At 60.5% G+C, this 25,919-nt stretch carries 23 protein-coding genes; 4 read left to right on the top strand and 19 right to left on the bottom strand.

Features of this window, described 5'->3' with window-relative positions; translation table 11 throughout:
• Positions 1-23 precede the first annotated feature (23 nt).
• The 12 genes from gspD to ACW55A_RS18945 form a co-directional block, all read right to left on the bottom strand.
• Entirely contained in the window at positions 24-2,351 is a 2,328-nt protein-coding gene (gspD, locus tag ACW55A_RS19000; RefSeq protein ID WP_003435970.1) for a type II secretion system secretin GspD, read from the bottom strand.
• Complete coding sequence (locus tag ACW55A_RS18995; RefSeq protein WP_003371856.1) at positions 2,351-2,881, bottom strand: general secretion pathway protein GspN; 531 nt, start codon at positions 2,879-2,881, stop codon at positions 2,351-2,353. The genes gspD and ACW55A_RS18995 overlap by 1 nt, the downstream gene beginning before the upstream one ends.
• Entirely contained in the window at positions 2,878-3,489 is a 612-nt protein-coding gene (gspM, locus tag ACW55A_RS18990; protein WP_003435978.1) for a type II secretion system protein GspM, read from the bottom strand. The genes ACW55A_RS18995 and gspM overlap by 4 nt, the downstream gene beginning before the upstream one ends.
• A complete protein-coding gene (locus ACW55A_RS18985; RefSeq protein ID WP_017278748.1) occupies positions 3,464-4,558 on the bottom strand; it encodes a type II secretion system protein GspL in 1,095 nt (364 codons plus the stop codon). The genes gspM and ACW55A_RS18985 overlap by 26 nt, the downstream gene beginning before the upstream one ends.
• Positions 4,555-5,289 (bottom strand): general secretion pathway protein GspK, encoded by a 735-nt coding sequence (locus ACW55A_RS18980; RefSeq protein WP_003435982.1) that lies wholly within the window; start codon positions 5,287-5,289, stop codon positions 4,555-4,557. The genes ACW55A_RS18985 and ACW55A_RS18980 overlap by 4 nt, the downstream gene beginning before the upstream one ends.
• Entirely contained in the window at positions 5,286-5,918 is a 633-nt protein-coding gene (locus ACW55A_RS18975; RefSeq protein ID WP_003371841.1) for a type II secretion system protein GspJ, read from the bottom strand. The genes ACW55A_RS18980 and ACW55A_RS18975 overlap by 4 nt, the downstream gene beginning before the upstream one ends.
• On the bottom strand, positions 5,915-6,286 hold the full coding sequence (locus ACW55A_RS18970; protein ID WP_003343408.1) for a type II secretion system protein: 372 nt from the start codon (positions 6,284-6,286) through the stop codon (positions 5,915-5,917). The genes ACW55A_RS18975 and ACW55A_RS18970 overlap by 4 nt, the downstream gene beginning before the upstream one ends.
• Positions 6,286-6,720 (bottom strand): prepilin-type N-terminal cleavage/methylation domain-containing protein, encoded by a 435-nt coding sequence (locus tag ACW55A_RS18965; protein ID WP_072366198.1) that lies wholly within the window; start codon positions 6,718-6,720, stop codon positions 6,286-6,288. The genes ACW55A_RS18970 and ACW55A_RS18965 overlap by 1 nt, the downstream gene beginning before the upstream one ends.
• An 8-nt stretch (positions 6,721-6,728) precedes the next feature.
• Positions 6,729-7,160, bottom strand: a complete 432-nt coding sequence (gspG, locus tag ACW55A_RS18960) for a type II secretion system major pseudopilin GspG (protein WP_003317918.1) — start codon at positions 7,158-7,160, stop codon at positions 6,729-6,731.
• Positions 7,161-7,185: 25 nt separating this feature from the next.
• On the bottom strand, positions 7,186-8,388 hold the full coding sequence (gspF, locus tag ACW55A_RS18955) for a type II secretion system inner membrane protein GspF (RefSeq protein WP_003371834.1): 1,203 nt from the start codon (positions 8,386-8,388) through the stop codon (positions 7,186-7,188).
• On the bottom strand, positions 8,385-10,109 hold the full coding sequence (gspE, locus tag ACW55A_RS18950; protein WP_046719248.1) for a type II secretion system ATPase GspE: 1,725 nt from the start codon (positions 10,107-10,109) through the stop codon (positions 8,385-8,387). The genes gspF and gspE overlap by 4 nt, the downstream gene beginning before the upstream one ends.
• 83 nt (positions 10,110-10,192) lie before the next feature.
• A complete protein-coding gene (locus ACW55A_RS18945; protein WP_003435985.1) occupies positions 10,193-10,420 on the bottom strand; it encodes a hypothetical protein in 228 nt (75 codons plus the stop codon).
• 496 nt (positions 10,421-10,916) lie between these two features.
• On the opposite strand from ACW55A_RS18945, the gene ACW55A_RS18940 reads away from it, so the two are divergent.
• Positions 10,917-13,658 (top strand): beta-glucosidase, encoded by a 2,742-nt coding sequence (locus tag ACW55A_RS18940; RefSeq protein ID WP_032609888.1) that lies wholly within the window; start codon positions 10,917-10,919, stop codon positions 13,656-13,658.
• A gap of 38 nt (positions 13,659-13,696) precedes the next feature.
• Here ACW55A_RS18940 and ACW55A_RS18935 read toward each other — a convergent pair whose 3' ends face one another.
• Together ACW55A_RS18935 and ACW55A_RS18930 are read right to left on the bottom strand one after the other, a co-directional pair.
• The gene (locus ACW55A_RS18935) at positions 13,697-14,341 is read right to left on the bottom strand and encodes a TetR/AcrR family transcriptional regulator (RefSeq protein WP_046719247.1); all 645 of its coding nucleotides are present in this window, start codon (positions 14,339-14,341) and stop codon (positions 13,697-13,699) included.
• A gap of 113 nt (positions 14,342-14,454) precedes the next feature.
• Positions 14,455-14,994 (bottom strand): GNAT family N-acetyltransferase, encoded by a 540-nt coding sequence (locus ACW55A_RS18930; protein ID WP_455808640.1) that lies wholly within the window; start codon positions 14,992-14,994, stop codon positions 14,455-14,457.
• Between the two features lie 103 nt (positions 14,995-15,097).
• Between ACW55A_RS18930 and ACW55A_RS18925 the strand changes: the two genes are divergently transcribed.
• The 3 genes from ACW55A_RS18925 (at position 15,098) to solA (ending at position 19,437) form a co-directional block, all read left to right on the top strand.
• Positions 15,098-15,988, top strand: a complete 891-nt coding sequence (locus ACW55A_RS18925) for a LysR family transcriptional regulator (protein WP_187810021.1) — start codon at positions 15,098-15,100, stop codon at positions 15,986-15,988.
• Positions 15,989-16,249: 261 nt separating this feature from the next.
• Complete coding sequence (locus ACW55A_RS18920; RefSeq protein WP_498811115.1) at positions 16,250-17,833, top strand: aldehyde dehydrogenase (NADP(+)); 1,584 nt, start codon at positions 16,250-16,252, stop codon at positions 17,831-17,833.
• Positions 17,834-18,261: 428 nt separating this feature from the next.
• On the top strand, positions 18,262-19,437 hold the full coding sequence (gene solA, locus ACW55A_RS18915; protein ID WP_003435989.1) for an N-methyl-L-tryptophan oxidase: 1,176 nt from the start codon (positions 18,262-18,264) through the stop codon (positions 19,435-19,437).
• Here solA and ACW55A_RS18910 read toward each other — a convergent pair whose 3' ends face one another.
• The 5 genes from ACW55A_RS18910 to ACW55A_RS18890 all read right to left on the bottom strand — a co-directional run bounded on the left by ACW55A_RS18910 (position 19,438) and on the right by ACW55A_RS18890 (position 25,871).
• Positions 19,438-20,787 carry a TolC family outer membrane protein gene (locus ACW55A_RS18910; RefSeq protein ID WP_248685020.1) on the bottom strand — a complete coding sequence of 450 codons (1,350 nt, stop codon included), beginning with the start codon at positions 20,785-20,787 and terminating at the stop codon, positions 19,438-19,440.
• A 1-nt stretch (position 20,788) separates the two neighbouring features.
• Positions 20,789-22,126, bottom strand: coding sequence for an HlyD family type I secretion periplasmic adaptor subunit (locus ACW55A_RS18905; protein ID WP_003371807.1), 1,338 nt, complete (start codon positions 22,124-22,126; stop codon positions 20,789-20,791).
• Positions 22,123-23,919: a type I secretion system permease/ATPase gene (locus ACW55A_RS18900; protein WP_054081081.1), complete on the bottom strand. Its 1,797-nt coding sequence runs from the start codon at positions 23,917-23,919 to the stop codon at positions 22,123-22,125. The genes ACW55A_RS18905 and ACW55A_RS18900 overlap by 4 nt, the downstream gene beginning before the upstream one ends.
• Positions 23,920-24,000: 81 nt before the next feature.
• A complete protein-coding gene (locus ACW55A_RS18895; RefSeq protein WP_003435993.1) occupies positions 24,001-24,384 on the bottom strand; it encodes a protease inhibitor Inh/omp19 family protein in 384 nt (127 codons plus the stop codon).
• 56 nt (positions 24,385-24,440) lie between these two features.
• A complete protein-coding gene (locus tag ACW55A_RS18890) occupies positions 24,441-25,871 on the bottom strand; it encodes a serralysin family metalloprotease (RefSeq protein ID WP_498811114.1) in 1,431 nt (476 codons plus the stop codon).
• Positions 25,872-25,919: the final 48 nt, after the last annotated feature.

Genomic DNA, 25,919 nt, shown 5'->3' with positions numbered 1-25,919 from the left:
TGGTGGCGGAAGCCAGCACAGCGTCAGTTCTGCATGCTGGTCCGCGAAACTTCCGGCTTGATCAACTGCATCTGCTGACGGTAATCATCCGTCACCTGACGTGCCTGGCTGCTGCTGGTGATGACTCGCGGCGTGATCAGCACGATCAGTTCGGTACGGTCCTTGGACTTGCTGGTGTTGCCGAACAGCCATCTCAAACCCGGGATGCGTCCCAGATAAGGTACGGCGCTGACCGACTCGGCGTTATCCTGTTTGATCAAACCGCCCAGCAGCACGGTCTGACCACTCTGCGCGGCCACTTGCGTGGCGACCGAACGGGTGGAAATACGCGGATTGCCGTTGGCATCGTTGTTGTTGGCATTGGTGTCGGCACTGCTGACCTGCTGCTGAATGTCCATGTACACCAGGCCGCCCGGATTGATGCGTGGCACGACATCGAGAATCACACCGGTCTGCACATATTCGACGCTGCTCAATGTGGTGTCGGTGGAGGTGTTGGTGTTGATCGAGGTCTGGCTGATCGGGATGTTGTCGCCGACCTGAATCTGCGCCTGCTGGTTGTTCATCACCACCAGCGAAGGTGCCGACAGAACCTGGGTGCGGCCATTGGTTTCCAGCGCCCGCAAGGCGACTTGCAGATTGTTGCTGACGAAGGAATAGAAGAACGCGTCAGTGGAGGCCAGCGCAGCCCCGCCAGTACCAATCGCCCCCTGACTGCCTGAAGTGTTGGTCACGTTGCCGGTCGTACCCGAGTTGCCCGCCAGACGCCCCAGGTACCACTGCACACCCATGTCCAGCTCGCCCGTGAGCTGAACTTCCAGAATGCGCGTTTCGATCTGCACTTGCAGCGGCGGATTATCGAGGCGTTTGATGGCCGACTCGATCTCCTTCCACTGCGCCGGACGGGTGCGCACCAGCAACTGGTTGCTGCTCTTCTGCGCAGTGATGCGCGTGCTGGCGTCCAGAGACTTGTTGTTGCCGCCAGACCCGCTGCCGTCCTGACTGGCCGAATCCGAATCGCCGCCGCTCTGATCGTCGCCTTCCGATTCGCTGTCGCTATTGGTCTGGCTGTTGTTCATGCCCTGACTGTTGCCAAAACCTCCGCCATTGCTCAGGCCGCTGCCAGTGCTGCCCAGGCCGTTGGAGCTGCTCATGCCGCCGACACCGCTGCCGCCACTGGAGTTGAGCGATGACAAGGTGGTGGTGCGCAGGCCCGGTGCAACCTTGGCCGCAGCGTCTTCCTTGATGGCACCCGTACCGTAGATCTGCCGCAGATATTTGGCCAGATCAGTGGCCTTCATGTTGCGCACGTCATACACATACATCTGCGGCTCGTTGCCACCACCTTCATCGATGGTGTGAATCCACTCGCCGACCTCGTGCAGGTATTCAGGCTGCGAGGAAATCGCCACCACCGAGTTGGTCCGCTCGATCGGCAGGAAACGCACCATGCCCGCCAGCGGCATACCGCTTTCCGGGCCGAACATTTTCTGCAGCTCGGGCATAAGCTCGCCGACCGAGGCGCGTTGCAGGCCGAAGACACCGACCGACATGCCTTTGAGCCAGTCCACATCGAAGGTGTCGATGGTGTCCTGATAGTTGGCCAGCTCTTCCGGCGTACCCGCCAGGCTGAGTACGTTGCGCGCCGGATCGACCAGCAGGAAGGCGTTTTCCCGGGCGAACGGCTTGAGCAGCTTCTGCATTTCCGTCGCCGAGATGTAGCGCAGCGGAAACAGCCGCGCCGACATGCCTGCCGAAGGTTGCGCGACGCGCATTTCCGGGACCAGCTTGCCCGCCACCGCCTGATTGGACGGCAGAATCACATAGCGGTTGCCCTGCTTGATCATCGCGTTGTCGGTCCAGGACAGCAGTGTCTCGAGAATCGACAGTGCCTGCTGTTTGTTGACCGGCTTGGACGTCGAGAAGCTCACATCGCCTTTAACACCTTGGGCAATGCTGTAGTTCTCGTGCAGCAGATCGCCCATGATGCTGTTGATCACCGCCTGAATCGGCTGGTTGGTGAAGTTGAAGACGATGTCACCGGTCTCGGCCTGACGCGCTGCCGGAGCTGCGGCGGGCTGCCGGATGAAACGCTGGTTGCCTTTGATGATCTGCCGCTGCGGCGAGCTGGTCGCCTGCTGGGAAGGTGGCTCGACGGGCGGTCTTTCGCTGCGCGGGTCTACCGGCGGGCGTTGTGAACCGGTTCCCTGGAGCGCTTCCTGCAGCATGCCATTGTCGGGATCGAGTGTGTCTGACTGTGACGCGCAGCCGCCAAGGGCGACGGCGGTGGCCAGGCAAAGCAAGGGTGTGCGCAAGGTAGCGATGGCAGGAACTCCAGAAAAGGTACCCATCACAGGGTGGAATCGTTGGTTAAGGTAATCGGCGGTGTATTCGACGGCGGCGGCAGACGCAGCGCGGGCAGGCGCAGGACTTGCGAGCGGTCATCAAGTTTGAACGTGGCCTGGGTGGGCTCCAGACGGTCCAGCGTCCAGCCGTTGGGCAAGCGATCGCCCTGACGGACTTTCAATGCCGGACCGCTGGCCTGCTTGAGCAATGCCACGCGCAACGAGCCGTCCATGATTACCCCGGTCAGGGTCAGGCCAGCCAGATTGGTGGCCTGCGCATCGGCTTTGCGAACGGCCACGTCAGGGCTGCGATCAGGACTGAACAGCGGGGTTTTCCAGGTATTGGCGAGGCTGTCGAGTGTCGCCGAAGGCGCGCTGTGGACCTGCGCCCTCTGATCGACCGGGTCGCGCGGTGCCTGCTCGGGCAGCCAGTCCGGTGAGTGCGCGGCGCCGCTGACAACCAATGCGATCAAGGCTGCCAGGACTGCGGCGAAAGCCAGCAGTGCCCACTCCAGCGGACGCAGTGAACCGATCATTGCTCGCCCTCGCCGGCACTGGCCGGTTGCAGGTAGCCACGCACCAGCAGGTGCACCACCAGTTTGCCGGCAGCACCGCTGGCCGGAGCGTTGGCGTCGCGACGCATACTCATCTCATCAATAAACAAAAACGGGCGCTGATACTCCAGCGCATGCAGGATCGCAGTCAATGGTTCGATGGCGCAGTTCAGGGTCAGGCTGACCTTGACCTGCCGATACGGCTCGGCGCTGTCCTGCTCCGGGGTGATCGGCATGCGCTGGGTCAACTCGCAGCCACCGCCGGTGCTGGCCTGGCTGCTGATCAGGTCGGCAATGCGTTGCATCAGATCAGCGGCCACGGCACTGGGATCTTCGCCCGGCAGGAGGCTGGTGCTGCTGGCCGGATCACGACGCGCCTGCTCCAGTTGCTCGCGCAACGAGCCACCCTGCTGCAGAAGGCCAGCGTAGCGCTGCTGCTGTTCGCGCAGCTGGTCGGTCTGTTCGTTGATGTCACGCAGTGGACCGGCGAACCAGCTGTCTATCAGCAACCAGTAAGCCAGGCACAACACCAGAGCCAGGATCATCAGGGCAGCGCCCCGCCGCTCACGGCTTGTCAGTGGACGGCGCATCGGCGTTCTCCTGCTGCTGGTTCTGGTGCAAATGCGCGCGCAGGGAATACTGATCCTTGCCGGTTTTGGTGTCGGGCTGGATCACACCCTGAAACTGCGCATTATCCAGACTTCGGCAGTCCTTGACGCGGCCGATCAGCGCACTGGCCTTGGCGCTCTGCCCTGAAAAGGCCACCTCGGCACTGTCGCTGATTTCCAGGTGCTCGATCCAGGTGTCCGAAGGCAGGCAGGCGGTCAGCTCGCTGAGCAGCGCCGAAAGCGGCGGTTGAGCAGCCTTGCGGCGCAACAGGTAGTTGGCAGCGCCCAGAGTGTTGGTCAATTGCTGGCGCAGTTGTTGGACCTCGCCAACCTGAGCCTTCTGCGCCTTGACGCTGGCCTGCATGTCATCGAGCAGGCTCTGGCGGTCGTTCAGCCACAGCAACATGGCGCTCAGCAGCAGGCCGGCACATAGCCAGATCAGCCCGCGCTGCAAGCGATGGCCGGAGCGCGACTGTTGCGGGCGCAACGGCATCGGCAGCAGATCGACACCCATGCGCTGCCCTGTAGTCAGGTTGTCAGCGCCCACATCAGTGCCCACATCGACAGCATCGGGACGCAACCCACGCTCGGCGCACTCACGGAGTATCGCGTCCAGCCGCTCGCGCAGTATTGCCACCAGCGTGACCTGCACAAAGCTGGCGCTGCGACTGTCCTGACGGGCGACGAAGTACAACTGCCCAGCGTCAAATGGCGTGAAACGGTCAAGCTCGTAGCCGACCACAGTCGACAGATTGCGTGCCGCAGCCGCAGGAAGCTGCAAGGTCTGCAACAGCACAGCCGACGGCGGCAGCAGCAACACCCGCCGCACCTGAGGCGATGCATCGGGCAGCGGCTCGACCAACGGCCAGACAAGCGTCTGCTCCACGGTCTCGCGGCCCAGCCATCGACGCACACGCGGCGGCAGGCAGGCGCGAAGCTCCGTCACCCACCACTGCCAGGCGTGTTGCGCCGGACTGCCACGCCACTGCCGGGCGACCTGTTCGCGTAACGCGTAAACAGGCGCCAGACGTGCAGAAACTGATGAATTCATTCTTGCCAACGCAACACCCTGTAGGGCTGTGCGCCTCCCTCCGATGGGCTCAATAAAACAGTGGTCTGTAACAGGGCGGTCACTCCGCCCGGTCGTTCTGCGCGCGTGTCGATGGCCAGTACCTCACCGGGATCGGCCCCGACCGCGCTCTGGTTCGGCAGGTTCAAAGCCCGACGCAGCAACGCCGAAGCGAATGCCGGGTCGGGCCGATCCAGACCGCTCCATAATGTTATTTCCGGTAGCAACCGGGCATACAGCGCCTGGCTCATGCCCGGCAGCTGGCGAACTTCCTCTACCACCCGCAACGGTGACTGACCGCCATTGCGCTGCGACTCCAGCACCTGGGCGATACCGCTGGCCTGATTCTTAGCCGCGCCACAGGCCTGCAGCAGACGCGATATATCAGCAACCGGTGCGCTGTTGAGGTCCAGCTTGCCCCGCTCGCTTCTGATGCTCACCAACAGTTGCGTGTCATCCATCCGTAACGAGACCACACGCCCGTCGGCAATCCAGCGTTTGCGCTGTTCAGGATCGAGCAAGCCCTGTACAGCCATATTCATGCCAGCTTCGGCGGCCATCAGCGCCTGAGTATTTTGCCGTAACCAGAGCGACTGCCGGCTCTCCAATTGCACCCACCCGGCCAGCCCGCCGAGCAACAGGCTCAGCAGTGCCAGCACCCAGAGCACCACCAGCAGCGCAACACCGCGCTGCGATTGGCCGGTCACGTTCATTCGCCGCCCGCCCCACCGGACAGGTCCAGCCGCAAGGCCACCACTTCAGAGACCCATTTCACCGCGCCATGGGTCTGCATGTCGATGCGCACCGCGCCCGGCAAGCGATTCGGCCAGGGCCATTCGGCCATCCAGCCGGTCGGCTTGCCCTTGGGCGTCAGCCCGCGATAACTGAACGTCAACGACTCGACGTTTTGCAGCAATACCTGAGGCTCACCCCAGGGTTTGAGGGCAATGCCATTCGCACTGGACAGAACCTGAGCGAACGACACTTGCAAAGACCGATGGTCTTGCGGCCCCTTGAGCTCCAGGCTGTGAACCTGGATACCGCCGCCTAGCTCGCCCGGCAGCGTTGCGACAAACCGCAACTGCTGCGCCGAGCCTTCAAAAAAACCGCTGTTGACGTCATCCTCACCAGACGTGTCCAGCGGCAGCGCCTGAGCGATCGAGCTGCGCAGAAACGCTTGCGCGGCGCGGATCTCGTCCAGGTTAACGGTGTAGCGCTCAGCCTTGAGCACGGCACGATTGGCGCCCAGCAACGCCCCGGCAACCAGTACCAACAACACGCCGAGCAGGCTGATCACCAGCAGCACTTCCAGCAGCGTGAAGCCACGCTGGGTACGCATCATGACCCCGCACCGCTGACAGCGCCGCGTAATTTAAACGTGCTGAACTGCGCCTTGCGCTGATGTTCACTGAGCATCAGGTCGAGGCGAAACATCCTCGCCTGACCATTGGCACCCGGCAACTGACGGATATCCAGTGTCCAGTCGATGCCTGCGAGTTCGCCCTTTCGCGTACCGTTTTCCAGCGGACCGGCGCTTTCCTGATCCATTATCGTGCGTGCCGCATGGCTCAGCCGGTCACTGCGCGACACCTGCTGCAAGGAGCGCGCGCTTTGCCCGAACGCCACCAGCAGAACACCGCTGCACACCGCCATGACGGTCAGTGCAGCAAGCATTTCCAGCAGGGTGAACCCCGACTGCGATGTTTTCATTAAAGCGTCCGGACCTGGACGCTGCCGGTCAGCCAGCCAATATCAATACGCCAGCGCCGGTCGCCGTCAGCGACCACCACGTTGCCACCGCTGGAGCCGCCGTCCGGATAGAACTCCACGGCGGAGCCAAGATCGGACGCAGTCTGCATGGTCACGCGCAGGTTTTCCGGCCAGTGCATCTCGCGCTTGCCCGGCGCCTTGAAGGTCGCCTTGCGCAGGTTGAACTCGGTGCGCGCCGGCTGACCGGTCACAATCGCACGCACTCTGGTTGCCCGCAGCGCTTCGACCATGTCACCGACCGCGCGCCGTTCACTGGCGGTACTCAAACCCTGTTGCAGACCGAAACCCACCAGACCGACGGCGATGCTCATCAACACCAGCACCACCAGCATTTCCATGAGGGTAAAACCCCGGCTTGCGACAGGCGTTCTCATGCCGAGCTTTACTCCCAGTTGCCCAGGTCGGCGCTGTAGCCTTCGCCGCCCGGCTGACCGTCCTGGCCGTAGAAGATCAGGTCGAAGCTGCCGTGCTGGCCCGGGAAGCGGTAGCCGAATGCATGACCGAACGGGTCCTTGAGGTCCGAAGGCTTGGCATAAGGGCCGTTCCAGTTCGACGCATTGCCCGGTTTCTCAGTCAATTGCTGCAAGGTCTTGGGCGGCGAACCAACGTCCAGCGCGTAGCTTTCGATCTTCATGCCCAGGCTGGCCAACTGAGCCTTGCCTGCGCCGTATTTGCCCTTGTCGACGTTGCCGCCCACCTGACGTACGACGATGGTCGCAACGATGCCCAGCAATACGATAACGGCGAGCATTTCCAGCAACGTGAAACCGCCCTGTCGACGTGCGGGTTTGAAACGTGTACGGCTAAAAGTCATCAGAATGGTTTCCTCTTTCATGAATTCAGATATTGCTGGTCAGACTCATCAGCGGCAGCATGATGGCCAGCATGATCACCGCGACCATGCCCGCCATCACCACCGTCAGCGCCGGTACGAGCGCGGCCAGCATGCGGTCGATACCGCGCTTGGCCTCGACGTCGAACACATCGGCGACCTTCATCAGCATGGTGTCCAGTTCGCCCGCCTGTTCGCCGACCTCGATCATTTGCAGCGCCAGATCCGGCAACAACGGCTGCGCGCCAAACGCGCTGGCCAGCGTGCCGCCACCCTTGACCGATTCGGCCGCCTGCTCGACCTGCGCTTGCAGAGCACGATTGGTGCAGACCTGGCGAGCGATCACCAGCGCCTGCAACAACGCCACGCCATTGGTCAAAAGCGTACCGAGGGTTCGAGTCAGGCGTGCTGCCTCGATGCGTTGCAATAAAGGACCGATCACCCGAATGCCCAGCAATCGGCGGTCACGGCGCTCGCGACGCTGCGGGTCGCGCATGCGAATGGCCATGCCCCAGATCAATGCGATCAGGCCCGCCAGCACAGCCAGCCCGTAGTCGCTCAAAAACTGTCCGAGGTTGAGAATGACCTCGGTGATCAATGGAATCGGCACGCCCAGATCCTTGAAGATCGGTACGAATTGCGGCACGACATAGGCCAGCAACAGGGCCAGAGAACCCAATACGCCTACCACCAGAAAGGCCGGATAGATCAGCGCGTTGATCACTTCGCCACGCAGCAACTGGCTACGCTCCAGGTAATCGCTCAACTGGCGCAGCGTGCTTTCCAGTGCGCCACCGGCTTCACCGGCGCGAACCATGCTTATATAGAGGGGCGAAAACTGGCTACCCTCTTCCTCGAGCGCCACGGACAGCGGCTTGCCAGCCTTGACCTGTTCGCGAATGCGCTCAATCAACGCCTTGGTCTGCGGTTGTCCAGGCTGTTTGAGCAGAATTCCAAGCGATCGTTCCAACGGCTGCCCCGCGCCGAGCAGCGTTGCGAGCTGCTGGGTGAAGCTGACCAGCGCCGCGCCATTGAGCAAGCCGCTGCCCAGCGCACGGCGCAAACCGCCCATACCGGCGGCATCGACCTGCAAGACCATAAGGCCACGCTTCTGCAACGCGGCAATGGCGGCATCCTGATCGCGGGCTTCCAGAGTGCCATTCTGCGGCGCGCCCTGAGCATCCAGCGCTCGGTACTTGAACAGACTCATGTGCCTTCACCACGGGTGACGCGCAGCACTTCTTCCAGCGAAGTCACCCCGGCCACGGCCTGACGCAGACCTTCTTCATGCAATGTGCGCAAGCCGCCACGTCGGGCAGCCTCTTCCAGCGTCGAAGCGTCGGCGTGGCGCATCAAAAGACTGCGCAGTTCTTCGTTCATCACCAGCAGTTCAGTGATTGCACTGCGCCCGCGATAGCCACCGCCGGGCGCATCGGCACGCGGGCGATACAGACGGATGGGACGCTCGTCAGTGAAGCGCTCCAGCCCGTGTTCAGCAATCAGCTCCGGTGGCGCATCAAAGGCTTCCCGGGTTGCCGGATCGAGGCGACGGACCAGGCGCTGAGCCAGAATCCCGTTGACCGTCGACGCGATCAGGTAGCTTTCGACGCCCATGTCCAGCAAGCGGGTAATACTCGCCGCCGCGCTGTTGGTGTGCAGAGTCGAGAGCACCAGGTGACCGGTCAATGAGGACTGGATGGCAATACGGCAGGTTTCCAGGTCGCGCATCTCACCGATCATGATGACATCCGGGTCCTGACGCACGATGGAGCGCAGCGCTCCGGCGAAATCCAGCCCGATGGATGGCTTGACCTGAATCTGGTTGATACCTTCGAGCTGATACTCGACCGGATCCTCAACGGTGATGATCTTGCGCTCGGCCGTATTGAGCCGTGACAGCGCGGTGTACAGCGTGGTGGTCTTGCCAGAACCGGTCGGCCCGGTGACCAGCAGAATGCCGTGCGGACGCTCCAGCACGTCGAGAAATTCGTCCAGCCGTTCGCCATCGAAACCCAGGCTCGGGAAATCGAAGTTGATGGTCTGCCGGTCCAGCAGACGCATGACCACCGATTCGCCAAAGCTGGTGGGCACTGTCGATACCCGCAGGTCCAGCTCCTTGCCCTGGATGCGCAGCATGATCCGGCCATCCTGCGGCAGACGACGCTCGGCGATGTCCAGCCGCGCCATGATCTTCACCCGGGAAATCACCGCGGCCGAAGAACTGGACGGCGGTGCTTCGGCTTCGTGCAAGACACCGTCGATGCGATAGCGCACCTTCAACTGGCTCTCGAAGGGCTCGATATGGATGTCGGACGCACGCTGTTCGACCGCGCGTTGCAGGATCAGATTGACCAGACGAATGACCGGCGCTTCGGAAGCCAGGTCCTTGAGGTGCTCAATGTCTTCCAGCGAGCCGCCCTCTTCATCCAGGTTTTCGATCAAGGTGCCCATCGCCGAGCGGCCCTGGCCGTAGTAGCGTTCGATAAGGGTCTCGACCTCGTTGCGCGGGCCGATGGAAAGTCGCACGGGCACCTCGCAGGCATAGGCGATGGCCTGAAACGGGTACAGCGTGCCGGGGTTGGCACTGAGCACTTGCAGGCCTTGATCGCTCCAGCCTACTGGCACGACTTGATAGTGGCGCATAAAGCGTTCGGTCAGCGGCGGCAGAGGATCCAACAGTGGCGGCACGGCATCGGCGAGCAACAATGGCGCCTGCAGCAATGCCGCCCATGCGCGGGCCAGTTCGAATTCGGAAACCAGGCCCAGACGCGTCAGCAGCCCGAGCAACTCAGTGCCTTCCGACTCCTGCTGCAAACGTTGCGCGCGCTCCAGATCGGCCGTTTTCAGACCAGCATTTTCTATCAGCCAGGCACAAACCTGCTGGGCATCCGGAATGAGCAGACTGGAAACATCGACGGGAGCTGACGGCATGAATGAGGGCATTTTGCTACTTCGGAGGGACATATTACAGCACTCTCCGACTGGAGAGTGCTGCGCTCAAAGGCTTCAAACGATCAGTTTGACTGCTTTTGAGTGGTTGCGTTCTGCGGGCGACCACCTTTTGTCGTTTCGGTCTTCTGGTTTTGCGCCTTCTGCGCTGCCTTGGCGTCCTGGGTCTGGGTCATCACGGTCTCGTCGCTGGCACCGGAAGTCGCGTCTGCGTCTGTCGCGTCGTCAGCAAAGACCGCACCACTCAGGGCAAGACCCAACACCACACCGGCACTCATCATGGAAAACTTCATCGTATTAACTCCTCGAAAAACAAAAAGAGCCCCGCAAAAAAAGCGGGGCAGTTGTAGAAACCGGGCAAGAACTAGCGCACAGCAAACGTCGCAACTTGCGAGCTGTCTTTCTTCGTCCTGAAAAATCTTAAACCCATCGACCAGTAGGTTTAACAAGAGTTCCTCATTTGTAAAGAAAAAATACGAAATCGAAGAAAAATACGCTTTTATTTGACATTTATGTCTTGTTTTAGACTTAATTGTACCGTTTTGTAGATTCAAAACGCCACTACGTGATGTCACTTTAGTAGCGCACCACAAGTAAAAAAAGAAACGCCAAACAAAACTAATAGGGCAACTAAGGAGTCCTAACTCGCGCCCTGACAACAGGGAATAAACGCGACGACGGGAAACTGTTGCCGAAAGAAAAAGTTGGCGGAAAGCGGTAAATAAGAACGCAATGATCCTGCGCACGTGCGCAGGCAGACAGATATTTGAAACGCAGTTGGAGAGCAATATGAACAAGCGAAAGATGATAGGCGCGCACTCGGCGCTGGCCTTGCTGGCATTGGCAGTATCCCAGGTGCACGCCGCTGACCCTACCGTGCAACAAGGGCGTGAAGATCGCGCCGAAAAAGCCGCACAGAAAACCCTGGCCAAAATGACCATGGAAGAAAAGCTGGCCTACATCGGCGGCACCGGCGGCTGGGACGTCAAGCCGCTGACCAACTACGGCATTCCGCAGATCCACGGCGCTGACGGCGGTGTCGGCGTGCGCTACACCAGCGAAGGCAACGATCAGGGTGTTGTTTACCCGTCCGGTCCTAACCTGGCCGCCACCTTCAACCCACGTCGTGCCATCGACCTCGGCCGCGCGCTGGGTTATGACACTGCCGTCGGCGGCTACCAGTTCATCACTGGTCCCGGCGTCAATTTGTATCGCATGCCGTACGGCGGCCGTGCGTTCGAATACCTCTCCGGTGAAGACCCGTTCCTCGGCGCCAGCCTGGCACCAGGCGTCATCAACGGGATCCAGTCTCGTGGTGTATGGGCCAACGCCAAGCACTACGCGGCCAACGATCAGGAAAGCAACCGCTTCAATCTGAACCAGACAATGCCAGAGCGCGTTCTGCGCGAAATGTCGCTGCCTGCGTTCGAATCGTCGTCGAAAAACGGCAATGTGGCGATGATGATGTGTGCCTTCCAGAAGGTGAACGGTGATTTCGCCTGCGAAAGCGACCACCTGATCGCCCAGATCCTGAAGAAGGAATGGGGCTTCAAAGGCTTCGTACAGAGCGACTACAACGCTGTCGTTCACGGTTTCAACGCTGCCCGCGCCGGTACCGATCTGGACATGATGGGCTACCAGATGAACAGCTCCGTGCTGAAGCCGCATCTGGACGCCGGCGACCTGAGCGCTGCGACCATCGACGACAAGGTCCGCCGCATCCTCAAGCAGATCTACCTGTACAAGTTCGACAGCAAGACGCCGCTGACCACGCACAACATGAACAGCTCGACCAGCAACAAGGTTGCTCTGAACGCTGCGCGTGAAGGTATCGTCCTGCTGAAAAACCAGGACAATCTGCTGCCGCTGGACAAGCAGAAAGTCAAGAAAATCGCCGTTGTCGGCACCCTGGCCAAGTACTCGCCACCAACCGGTTTCGGCAGCGCCAACGTTATGGCCAGCCATTACGTCAGCGAATTGAGCGGCCTGCAACAAATCGCGCCTAACGCCAAGGTCGACTTCATCGAAGGCCTGTCGCTGGACCCAAGCACCAGTGCCTGGACCACCACCGACGCAACGGGCAATGAAGTTCAGGGCATGAAGGTCGAGTACTTCAGCAACACCAACTGGTCTGGTGATGCAGCGGTCACCCGCACCGAGAAGCATGTTGACCTGGACTGGGCCAACGACAAGAACCTGCCGTTCGAAAGCAACACGTCGACGTCCGATCCGTACACCAGCAAAGGTTCGACTGCTGGCGAACTGAACGGCGATACATCGTCGACGTCGATTCGCTACACCGGCAAGGTCACCCCGACCCAGAGCGGCGAGCAGGTGTTCAAGGTACGTGCCGACGGCGCCGTGCGTCTGTGGGTCAACGGCAAGAAAATCATCGACAACGGTGACGGCAAGCCGCTTCCGGGCAACAGCATTCCGCCAACCATTCCAGAGTTCGCCAAGATCAATCTGGAAGCAGGCCAGTCTTACGACGTGAAGCTCGAGTACTCGCGTCGTGCCGGCTACCTGTCGACCATGGGCGGCCTGGTAGGTGTGCAGTTGAGCTCCGCTTCGCTGAACGCTCCTCAGGACCTGTCCGGCTATGACGCCGTCGTGGTTGCCGTGGGTAACAGCAACGAATACGAAGGTGAAGGTTTCGACCACAGCTTCGATCTGCCTGAGTTCCAGAACGAGCTGATCCAGAACATCGCCAAGGTAAACCCCAATACCGTGGTGACCATGTATGGCGGTACGGGTCTGAAGATGAGCGACTGGATCGAACAGGTTCCAGCAGCGCTGCACGCTTTCTACCCAGGTCAGAACGGTGGTCAGGCCCTGGCCGAGATCCTGTTCGGCAAGGTCAACCCGTCGGGCAAGTTGCCGATCAGTATCGAACGCAACATCGAAGACAACCCGGCTTACGCTTCCTTCCCGAAATTCGACAATCAGAACACTCTGACCGAAATGGATTACAAGGATGACCTGCTGCTGGGTTATCGCGGATACGAGAAGAAAGGCATCAAGCCGCTCTACCCGTTCGGCTACGGTCTGTCGTACACCACGTTCGGCTACAGCAACATCAAGGTCACGCCAGGTGTCGCGGTCGGCAATACGCCGATCAAGGTGTCCTTCGACCTGAGCAACACCGGCAAGGTCGGTGGTTCGGAAGTCGCTCAGCTGTACGTTGGCCAGCAGAACCCGAAAGTCGAGCGTCCGATCAAGGAACTCAAAGGCTACAAGAAGGTGTTCCTCAAGCCGGGTGAAAGCAAGCGTGTGACCATCGAGTTGAATGACCGCTCGCTGGCCTACTTTGACGAGAAGAGCAAGCAGTGGGTGGTCGATGCCGACACCTTCAACATCTCGCTCGGTTCGTCGTCGCAGGACATCCGCCTGAACGCCAAGCTGGTCAACTCGTTCCGTCAGGAACTGTCGACCACCACCAGCAACCCGCTGCCACGCTCCGCTCTGAACTCGGTTCTGGTCGAGAAACCACCGGTCAAGACCGGCGGTGTATTCAAGCAGACCGTCGAGTAAGCGTTAGCTGACTGAAGGGTAAACGGACAAATAAAGGCTCAGGGACGAGCCCTTACCGCTGCATCGACCTGCGCAATGTAGGTATCGAAACACTCGACCAGGTCCACCTGATCGGGAAAGCGTAACCACTGAATCTGCAAACCATCCATCATCGCCAGAATCTGCCGGATTATCTTGTCCAGATCCACATCCGCACGTACCTCCCCGCGTTCCACCAAGGCCGAAAACTGTCCCAGCAAGTGCGCGTGAATGCGCTTGTAGCGCGTCTGGAACCATTCAAAGGCAGGCTGGTTTTCCAGCAGACTTTCCGCATTGAGGATCGAAAACGCACGTACCACGCCGGGCGCCGTAGCGTTGGAGCGGTTGATCGCGCGCAAGCCGCCGAGCAGACCGGTCAGGGTGTTATCGGTGCGGACTTCAGCAGCAATTCGGCCGTTGACCTCATCGCGTCGCTCCAGCACGCCCATCAGCAGCGAGATCTTGCTCGGAAAATGGTGCAGCAGTCCGGCGACGGAAATACCGACGATGGCTGCCACCTTGGCCACTGAAGCGCCGGTGTAGCCTTCAAGGGAAAACACTTGCAGGGCCGCATCGAGCAGTTCTTCGCGGCGCTTCTCGCCCTTTGGCGCGCGTCGCTGTCGAGTGACTGCCGTGCCCTTTTCCGTGGGGTCATGCCGAGTCATATCAGGCTCCTTCTTGAACAGCCGCGTACCCTAACGATTCAGGCAAGCGCTGGCAACGCTATTGAGCCAGATTGTTCGACAATTTAATTTTGTACAGCAGAGCCATGGCAGGGTCAGGTGCGCTCCACTGGAACACTGGCCCAGCCCTCGCCCAGCATGCGCTGCATCAGTACCGTGTCTACCCAACGGCCATGCTTGAAACCGACCGATTCGAACACGCCGACCCGGCGAAAGCCAAGACGCTCATGCAGGCGCAACGAAGCGATATTCTGGCTATTGCCGATAACCGCAATCATCTGCCGCCAGCCTCCCGCTTCACAGTGCTGCACCAGGGCGCTCAACAACGCCTGGCCGATCCCCTGACCGCCTAGTCCGTCGCGCACGTACACCGAATCCTCCACAGTAAAGCGGTAGCCTGGGCGAGGTCGATACGGCGTGACATAGCCATAGCCGACAACTTCTCCGGCGCGCTCGGCGACCAGATACGGCAAGCCTTTGGCGAGGACCATGCGACGACGCTGCAGCAATTCGGCCAGATCGGGCGGCTCCAGCTCGAAGCTGGAAATCCCGTGCAGCACGTGGTCAGCGTAAATCGCCTGTACGTCGGGCATGTCATCGTCGCGGGCGTCACGCAGGTCAAAGGTTGAAGTCATGTCCAGGCTCTGTACGAATGTCTGTGAAGGCCATAATGATGCAGCCCGTCACAGCATTAAAAAAGCTATGATTTGTCATCCACAGTATAAGAAATACTTTGTCATGCGTCGGCTGAACCTCAATCACCTGCACACGTTTTCGCTGGTCATCGCCCATGGCAGTTTTTCCGCGGCGGCAGAGCGTTTGCACCTGACCCAGCCAGCAGTCAGCCTGCACGTGCGACAGCTGGAAGAACAACTGAAGCTGCAACTGATCGAACGGGTCGGCAAACGCCTCAAACCCACCTCCGCTGGCAATGTACTGCTGGAGCATATCGCGCGCATCGATGCCGTGGTCGAAGACGCCCTGCAGGAGTTGTCCAGCCATGCCAGCGGCATTGCCGGGAAAGTCGCCATCGGCACCGGCGCGACAGCCTGCATCCATCTGCTGCCGCCCATGTTGCAGGCGCTACGTCGGCGCTTCCCCGAACTGGATGTGCGCGTCAGTACCGGCAACACCGAGGGTATCCTCAAGGCGGTCGAAGAAAACCTGCTGGATCTGGCGCTGGTCACCCTGCCCGCCTCCGGTCGCAGCCTGCACGTCACGCCGCTGCTTGAGGATGAATTCGTCGCGATTTTCGCCAGCAGCCAGCGACCGATGCCGGCACACATGACTCCGGAGCGCCTCAGCACACAGCCACTGGTCGTATTCGAAGCAGGCAGCAGCACGCGTCTGCTGATCAATGAATGGTTCCTGCAGGCAGGGATCAGGGTAAAACCGGTCATGGAACTGGGCAGCATCGAGGCGATCAAGGAAATGGTCGCTGCGGGCCTGGGCTACAGCATCGTGCCGCGGATGGCCGTTGCTGCGCTGCACCATCGCCGCGGCTTGCAAATGCTGCCCCTGGCCACAGCGCTGAGTCGCACATTGGGAATTGCCTTGCGCCAGGATAAACCGGTCAGCAAGGCCCTGCGTCAGGTGCTGGATGCATTGCAAGACCTTAAAAGGTCATGAACGCGCGCCACGATAGGACCTGACTGCGCTCATGCACTGTAAAGGTAAAGGCACTCGGCCTGGCAAATAAGGTCGACAGTTGCACAGGCAGCGAATCAGGTTGTACGATGACTGCCCACTGATAACTGAAAACATGATGGCTGGCCTGCTTTTAGACGCCCCATCACTGACAATCTGTAAAGCAACTCGGCAACCCATAAGGAGCGCCGGTCCGGATACCTTCCCTGCCGACCTCTAACCTCAAAACAACAGGAGATACCGATGCCTCACATTCTCGGCCAGAACTTCATCGCTGGCGGCCGCAGTGCTTTGGGCCAGAGCCTGCAAAAAAGCCTGGATGCCACCACCGGCGAAGAGCTGCCTTACAGCTTTCATCAGGCCACCGACGGCGAAATCGACGCTGCGGCACTGGCTGCCAAGGCTGCATTCCCGGAATTTCGTCAGTTGAGCCCGGCCCGTCGCGCCGACTTCCTCGACGCCATTGCTGATGAGCTTGACGGCCTGGGCGATGACTTCGTCGCCATCGTCTGCCAGGAAACCGCCCTGCCCCAGGCGCGCATTCAGGGTGAGCGCGGTCGCACCAGTGGCCAGATGCGTCTGTTTTCCAAGGTTCTGCGTCGCGGTGATTTCGTCGGTGCCCGTATCGACCTGGCGCTGCCGGATCGCAAGCCGCTGCCACGCGTCGACCTGCGACAGTACCGCATCGGCGTGGGCCCGGTTGCCGTGTTCGGGGCGAGCAACTTCCCGCTGGCGTTTTCCACTGCGGGCGGTGATACCGCAGCGGCACTGGCCGCCGGTTGCCCGGTGGTGTTCAAGGCGCACAGCGGTCACATGGCGACTGCCGATCTGGTGGCCAGCGCAATCATTCGCGCTGCCGAGCGTACGCAAATGCCGAAAGGCGTGTTCAACATGATCTTCGGCAACGGCGTCGGCGAAGGTCTGGTCAAGCACCCGGCCATCCAGGCGGTCGGTTTCACCGGCTCGCTGAACGGCGGTAACGCGCTGTGCAAAATGGCCGCCGAGCGTCCACAACCCATTCCGGTGTTTGCCGAAATGTCCAGTATCAACCCGGTCGTGCTGCTGCCAGGTGCCTTGCAGGCACGTGGTGAAACCGTGGCCAAGGAGCTTGCCGGCTCGGTGGTCATGGGTGCCGGTCAGTTCTGCACCAACCCCGGCGTGGTCATCGGCCTGCGCTCCCCGGCGTTCTCGACATTCATCGAGCAACTGACCGAACAGATGGGCAGTCAGGCTCCGCAGACCATGCTCAACGCGGGTGGCCTGCGCAGCTATAGCAAGGGTGTGGAACATCTTCTGGCGCATCCTGGCGTGACACATCTGGCCGGCAAGCCTCAGGAAGGCAAGCAGGCTCAGGCGCAGTTGTTCAAGGCTGACGTCAGCCTGTTGCTGAACGGTGATCAGTTGCTGCAAGAGGAAGTCTTCGGCCCGACCACGCTGCTGATCGAAGTCGCTGACGATGCGCAGTTGAAGGACGCGCTGCAAGCCTTGCGTGGTCAGCTGACTGCGACGGTGATCGGCGAGCCTGCGGACTTGAGCCAGTACAGCTGGCTGCAACCGATTCTCGAAGAGAAAGTCGGGCGCATTCTGTTCAACGGCTACCCGACCGGTGTCGAGGTCTGTGAAGCCATGGTTCACGGCGGTCCGTATCCGGCAACTTCGGACGCGCGCGGTACCTCGGTGGGCACCCTCGCCATCGACCGTTTCCTGCGCCCGGTCTGCTATCAGAACCTGGCGGACAGCCAGTTGCCACCTGCGTTGCAGAACGCCAACCCGCTGGGCCTGCGTCGTCTGGTCAATGGCGAATGGAGCGATCAGCCTGTCGCTTGATAGCCGCCGGTTGAACCCGCAGCAAAGCAGCGCGACCTGATCAGGGTCGCGCTTTTTTTTGGAAAATATTTCTTTTTTGTGCCCGAATTCGCTTACAGCGGACCGGTTTTGTACCCGGACGACAGCACCATAGAAGTGCAAAACATGGGCTGTTCATAAAATAACCACACAGCTGTAAGCCACGTGTAACAAGGGTTTCAAAAAGTTACCCACAGACATACCCACGATTTCCGTGGACAACTTTTCATCGATTTCGGACCTTAAAAACCCTGAGCAGTGCAAGCGTAAATTTTTGACGGGTGCCTGCAATCCCGGTGTGATGGCATCTGTAATGGCCCACGAGGTCGCCTGACATAACCTTATGCACGTTTGGCGGTTGATTCGACAGGCTGTCCATAGTGAGATAGACCATTTATCGAGGCTCCCCTATGCAACAGCGTTGTAAAGTGGCCGTACTGGGCCTGGGTGCCATGGGTGCAGCCACTGCCTATCAGCTGGCAAAGGCCGGAGTCGATGTGATTGGCATCGACCGCTACGACCCTCCGCACACACAAGGCTCCAGTCACGGCGATACACGCATCACGCGGCTATCGGCCGGTGAAGGTCCGCAATACCTGCCCTTGGTACGCAGCTCGCAGCGCATCTGGCGCGAACTTGAAGCATTGAGCGGCGAATCGCTGTTCGAGCAATGCGGTGTGCTGGTGATGACCTCAAGCCCGGCCTACGATCCCGAGGACGTCAACGACTTCACCCATCAGACCATCGCGCTGGCCCGTACTTATGGGGTGAAGCACGAGGTACTGGCGGCCGCAGCGATTCGCGAGCGCTTCCCTCAGTTCGCTCCTGTACTGGACAGCGCTATCGGCTATTTCGAACCCGAAGGCGGATTCGTTCGGCCCGAGCGCTGCATCGCCGTACAGCTCAAGCTGGCAAGGCAACATGGCGCGCGTTTGCTGACCCATGAAACGGTCACGCACTTACAGGCGCATGGCGATCAGGTACGAATCACCACCGACAAGGGCTCGATCATCGCCGACAAGGTCGTGGTCAGCGCGGGCATGTGGTCATCCGGGCTGCTCGGCGCACCGTTCAGCGACCTGCTGCGGGTGTGCCGGCAAAAGCTGTTCTGGTTCGAGTTGCAGCACGAGGCTGCCTTTGCTGCGCGGTCGCCAAGCTTCATCCTGAGTCACGGGCCGGGCGACGCCGATGTCAATTACGGCTTCCCGCCGCTGCCCGGTGAAAACAGCATGAAGGTCGCCACCGAGCAATACAGCGAGACGTCAGCGGCGGACCAGCTCGACCGCACCATTTCCGCGCGGGAAGAACAGGAAATGTTCCGCACCCAGGTGCAGGGCAGGATAGCGGGACTGACGCCAAAGGTGGTCAAGTCTTCGGTGTGCGCTTACACGGTCACGCCGGACTGCCACTTCATCATCGATGAACATCCGCACCTGAAAAATGTGACGGTGGTCTCGGCCTGTTCCGGCCACGGCTTCAAGCATTCGGCCGGGCTCGGACTGGCACTGGCGCAGCGCTGTATTGATGGCGAGAGCGATATGGATCTCTCGGCCTTTTCATTACAACGCTTCGCCAGGCAGGCTTGATCAGCGCGCCACCACGAACGCCTCGTCGATGCGCGCCAGATCGGTGTCGCGCAAGGTGCCCGCGTAGTAATGCAGTTTGATCCAGGCCATCAAATAGTCGTAACGGGCTTTTGCCAGATCGCGACGGGTACTGTAGAGCTGCTGCTCGGCGTTGAGGGCATCCAGGCTGATGCGCTCGCCACCCAGAATGCTCTGGCGGGTCGACTCGACCAGTGCCTGCGCCGAGATCAGCGCCTTCTGGTAGGCGCGTAACTTGCCCACCCCTGACGCACAGGCGTTGAACTGGCGACGCAGCTCGATCAGGGTTTCGCGGGTCTTGCCCTCCAGCTCGTATTCAGCCTGCTCGCGCTTGCTGTTGGCCTGGCGCACCGAGGCACTGGTGCCACCTCCGGCGTACAGCGGAAGACTGAGCTCGATGCCTATCGTGTTGGTGTCGTAACGCTGATTGTAGGTGTTGCCGCTGTCCGATTCATTCTGACGGATACTTGCGTAAGCATTCACCGTCGGCAGATGCCCCGCGCGATTGCGCTCCACCTCGTATCGCGCCACTTCCAGGGACTGACGCTGCGAAGCCAGAATCGGGCTGTTGGCCATCGCCAGCGCATGCCACTCGGTAAAGCTGGACGGCGCCAGGACCAACGCCTGAAAGCTGTCCCTCAACGGGTCCAGTTGCGTAACATCGATACTCGGCTCGCCCAGCAACGCGGCAAGCTCGCGCAAGGCCGCGTCCTGCTCATCGCTGGCTTCGATCTGCTCGGCAATCGCCAGTTCGTTGCGCGATTCGGCTTCGAGAATATCGGTGCGCGTGCCCTCTCCCTGCTCGAACATCTGTCGGTTCTGCGCGAACTGGCGTTCGAACGCCTGCTGCTTGGCACGCGCGATATTGATCTGGTCCTGGGCGAAGAGTGCCTGGGTGTAGAGGGTCAACACCCGCACCAGTAATTCCTGGCTCTTGCTGCGAAAGGTCTCGTCGGCAAACAGCGCCTGGGCCAGCCCCTTGCGGTAATTGGCGTACGCCTCGTAATCGATCAATGGCTGCTGAACCGTCAGGCTCGAACCAAAACTGTTGTAGTGGCGATGGTCAGTGGTGTCTTGAGCGCTGCCTTTGAGGGTCGCCTTGGAATCGTTGCGCCCCTTGTTGTAGCTGTATGACACGCGAGGCAACAAGCCGGCACGACCGATCACCCGGTTTTCCAGGCCTGCGTCGCGCTCCTTGAGTGCGCCCAGATAAGTCGGGTCGTTGCGAAGCGCCAGCTCATAGACCTGAAACGGGCCCATCGCATGACTCAATGAAGCAGTGCCCAGCAGGATGGCCGTCAGCAAAGCGGCTTTCAGGGGATGACGAGACATCCTATTCCTCCGTCAACGCGGAGCCGGCACGGTCCAGCAAAGGTTTGAACAGATAATTGAGCAGAGAGCGTTCACCCGTGCGCACGAACATTTCAGCGGGCATACCGGGTTTGATCACCAGCCCGTTGAGTTTTTCCAGCGCCGCGTCGCCCACCGAGGTGCGCAGCACGTAATAAGGCTGGCCGGTTTTTTCATCCTGCATCTGGTCGGCGGAAATCAGGCTCACTTCGCCGGAAACCCGTGGAGTGCGGCTTTGATTGAACGCAGTAAAGAGGATGTCGACCGGCAGATGGCTGGCGACCTTGTCGATCAGTTGCACCGGCAGCCGCCCTTCGACTTCCAGACGTGTACCCTGCGGGACGATTTCCAGCAGGGTTTCACCGGCACGCACCACAGCACCTTCGGTGTGCACGCCCAGATTGACGGCGATGCCATCAGCCGGCGCAAGGATTGCGCTGTGTTGCAGACTGAAACCGGCCGAGGCCAGTTGCTGCTCAAGGGTAAGCGCCTTGACCTGGGCATCGGCCCATTGGCTGCGCACCTCTTTCTGGTACTCCTCGCGCTGCTGCTGAAGGCGCAGGCGCGACTCGACGATACCTTGCTCTATACGTCCGGTTTCGCCTGCGTTTTGCGCCAGGCTCTGTTGCACCTGAGAAAGCTGACGCTGGAACTCCAGCAGGCGATTGCCGGGAATGAACCCGTTCTGCGCCAGCGGCTCCAGGTTACTCAGTTGCTTGCGTAGCGAGTCAGCCTGAGCCAGCAGGTCCGAGCGGGCACGGCGCATGCCGGCGAGCTGCAGTCCGGCCCCCTCGATACTCGCCTGCAAGCCGGATTGCTCGCGCGCCAGGGCCTGGCGTCGGCTGCTGAACAACTGCCGCTGCCCTTCAAGCACCAGCGCCAGCCGTGGGTCGGGATCTTGCCCCTGCCCGGCGGCAATCAGTTCTGCAGGAAAGCGCACCTCGTCAAGGTTGTCGCGCTCGCTTTGCCAGCGCGCCAGGCTGGCCCAGGCCATTCGATACTGGGCTCGCAGCGATTGCACGTCGGCTTCGACCTGAGTCTGATCGAGGCGAAACAGCGGCTCGCCCTCTTTCACCAATTGCCCTTCACTGACCAGAATTTTGCTGACCACACCGCCATCCAGCGACTGCACGGCCTTGCGCTTGCCAGAAACAACCACCGTCCCCTGCACGGCAATACCCTGATCCAGAGGAGCGAGACTGGCCCACAAAAAGAAGCTGCCCGCCCCTGCCAGCATGAGAATCCAGCCCGCGCGAACGAAGAACTGCACGCCGCGCTCCTTGCCCGGCACGGCGTAATGAGTGTCGATAGGGCTGTTCATACGTCGGACTGCCTGTTCTGCGTGCCGTACTGACGGCTCATGGAAAGCCCGGCAGGTGCCGGGCGAGATTGCGATTGGGGGTGTGCTTGCGGCGCTTGCGCGGGTGAGGTCTGCCCGGACAAGGCCTGCAACACCTGAGCCGTGGCGCCGAATGCCTGCATGCGACCTTCGCTCAGCACCAGCAGACGATCGGTCTGGTTCAGAGACTGTGTGCGGTGGGTGACGAGCACAACGGTGCAGCCGCGGGTCTTGAGTTCAGCAATCGCCTGAGTCAGCGCCGCTTCACCCGCGGCATCCAGATTGGAATTGGGCTCATCGAGCACCACCAGTCGTGGATCGCCATACAACGCGCGGGCCAGCGCGACGCGCTGTTTCTGACCTCCGGACAAGCCAGCGCCATCATCGCCCAGCCGCGTGTCATAGCCCTGCGGCAGGCGCAGAATCAATTCGTGTACGCCCGCCAGTTGCGCGGCAGCAACCACAGCGCTCGCATCACCCTCGCGAAAACGCGCGATGTTTTCTGCCACGCTGCCGCCGAACAGCTCGATGTCCTGCGGCAGATAACCGATATAGGGGCCCAGCGCCTCTCGGTCCCAGCGATGCATGTCAGCACCATCAAGACGTACCGTTCCGCCCAGCACTGGCCAGACACCGACCAACACGCGTGCCAGGGTCGATTTGCCGGAGCCGGATGCGCCCAGCACGCCGAGCACTTCACCGGCCTGCAACTGGAAGCTCACTTGCTGAATGGTTGGCGACGTTTTGCCGGGAGGCGCAGCACTGACCTGTTCCGCGCTGATCTGACCGCGCGGTGCCGGCAGTGGCATGCGCGGCGCGGGCTCGGCGTAGGTCTTGAGCAACTGGTCGAGGCGCCCGTAAGCCAGGCGTGCAGAACTCCATTGTTTCCAGACGGCGATCAATTGATCGATGGGGCTGAGGACCCGCCCCATGAGGATCGAACCGGCGATCATCATGCCGGCGGTCATGTCTCCGTTTATCACCAGCAATGCGCCCAAGCCCAGCACCAGCGACTGCAGACACAGACGCAGGGCCTTGCTGATCGAACTGATCACCGCGCCAGTGTCACTGGCCCGGTTTTGCAGGGCCAGAAAGCGCCCATGCACATGGAACCAACGGCGCCGCAACACTTCGAGCATGCCCATCGCCTGGATCGCCTCGGCCTGTTGCAGGTGTCGGGTCGCCAATTGTGCGGACTGCTGCGAGTAACCGCTGGCTTCGGCCAGCGGTTTGCGGGTCAGCCATTCGTTGAGGCAGGCCAGTCCGACCAGCAACACCGTGCCCACGCTGGCGAGCACACCAAGCCAGGGGTCGAAAAGGAAGATCACCGCCAGGTAGATGGGGAACCAAGGGGCGTCGAAGAACGCGAACAACGCCGGCCCGGTGAGAAACTGGCGGATGAAGGTCAGGTCACCCAGCGCCTGTCCGGCCTGACGCTGCCCGGCGTGCAGATTGCTCTCGAACGCGGCCTGATAGACGCGCAGATTGAAACGCTTTTCCAGCTCGCTGCCGATGCGGATCACCACAAAGCTGCGGATCATCTCCAGCAAGCCGATAAACGCAAAGAACCCGACTACCATCAGCGTCAGCATGGCCAGGGTGGTCTGGTTCTGCGACGTCAGTACGCGGTCATAGACTTGCAGCATGTAAATCGATGGGGCGAGCATCAGCACGTTGATCAGGGCGGTAAAACAACCGACACCAATCAACGCGCTCTTGTAGTCAGCCAGCGCTTTATAAAGCGGCGGCCGGGCGCTTTGGGGCAACGCACTCATGGTTGTTCCTTGATGGTCTTGCCTGTGACGGAGTGACATCCCTGGGTTTTGACAAACAACTCGCGCATATCCATGAAACGCTTAATCGGCGAGCCGTCCAAGGACCAGCACCTCACCGTCGGGCAGACTCGCCTGATAGATCTGCTCCCCCATGTTATTGAGGTGAATCAGGCGATTGCCTTCCTTGTCGGTGAACGCCAGGCCATCCGGAGTCGGGAACCAGCCAGTGGGTGCTTCGTGCAACCACTTCACTGCGCAGGCGAGATCGCCCGTCAGTTTTGGTACATCGATATTGAGGTGCAATTCACAGACTTCGTTCGTCTTTCCCTGAAGAGAAAGTCGCCATTTGCCGCTGAGTTCAGCAGGATCGGGCAGTTTCAAACTCATGGCCATGCTTGCTCCAGAAATACCCGCCAGCAACGCAAAGGCGGCCGGCACGATTCGAAAAACGTGTTTGATCTTCATGACGGGGTACTTTCCAGATCATGGACGACCGCAGGGTCGTCCATGATTGTTACAGATTAAACCACGATATCAGTAGCCAACGCTTGACCAACGGTCCCCACGAGGAAGTCCCCCAAGCCCTGTCCGGTGAAGTCGATCGCCAGACTGCCCAGATTGCTACTCTGGTTATAGTTGAGGATCGCCTCGCCAGCGTGGCCGCTGAATGCGTTGACGAACTGCAGCGCGCTCAGCGTGGAGATGGCCGATACGTCGATCTTGTCCTGACCGCTGACGAAATCACGAATCGTATCCTGGCCCGCACGGTTGGAGTCGGAGCTGGCGCCAAACACGAAGATGTCGGCACCCGCACCACCGGTCAGGCTGTCGGCGCCGCCACCACCGTAGATGATGTCGTTGCCGGCACCACCCTTGAGGTCGTTGGCGGCAGCATTGCCGATCAACAGGTCATTGCCCGAACCGCCCACCGCGTTTTCAACCACCACACCCTTGGCGATCGAAACGTTGCCCACCATGCCACCGACATCCGAAAACGACGCGGCATTGAGGTTGATCTTCTGGTTCTGGGTGAAGCCGGAGAAGTCGAGGGTATCCTTGCCCCCGCCATCCCATACCGAGAACACCACCTTGGAAGAGGCGGACGTGGCGCTGTAGAAATCGCGCCCGGCAGTGGAGTTGAACCCATAGACCGTATCACCGGCACGGGTGCTCATGTTCGCGCCATAGAGCTGCTGAACGGCAGTGATGTCATCCAGCAACGGTGCCGAAGAGTACGACGGAGCGCCGCCCTTGACGAAGTTCTGGTCAGTGTTGGACTCACTCCAGTAACTCATGACGCTATAGCCACGGGTGTCTTCTGCGTAAGTGGCGTCCTTGTAGCTCGGATTGCCCTCGCCCGCGTTGTAGTCACCCGGGTGAGACAGGCCCAGGGTATGGCCGATTTCATGAGTGAGGGTCTGACGGCCGTAGTTGCCATTGTCCGGGGTGGTGTTGACCTTGTAACTGTTATCGACAAGGTACCAGGACTGGCCGTCAGTGCGGCTGTTGCCGCTGGGCAGGTAGGCAAAGGCTGCCCCGCCCGCGCTGCCGTTGCTGTAGTTACCGAAGGTCATATGCCCGTCGCCGCCGGAAGCCGCCTGGGTAAAGCTGACCTTGGCGACGTCTGCCCAGGATTGCATCGACAATACCGCCTGTGCTTTCTGCTGCGCGTTGAACGCACTGAAAGTCCCCAGCGAATTGTCGAACCCGGCAGGCTTGGCCGTCAGGAACGTGTAAGTGAGATTGATGGTGCCGTTGCCATCGCGATCCGTCCAGGCGGCGTTGTCGCGAAGAATATAATCAGCGGCCTGATCGAACGAATACGAGGGCTTGCCATTGATCGTGAGGTTGCCGCCACGGTCATACTGGTGCGCGAACGCATTGATCTGGTCGAAAGAGGTGCTGGTAGCAGCGGAAAGTTGGATTGCAGCATTTTCTTTGACTTTCGTCATGACACTTCCTTGTTTGCTGTGTGACAGGTTAGGTACGACAGGACTCTC

The sequence above is a fragment of the Plantibacter cousiniae (nom. nud.) genome, assembly GCF_977070315.1.
Note: the sequence above shows the minus strand (reverse complement) of the source record. Positions and strands in the feature narration are given on the sequence as shown.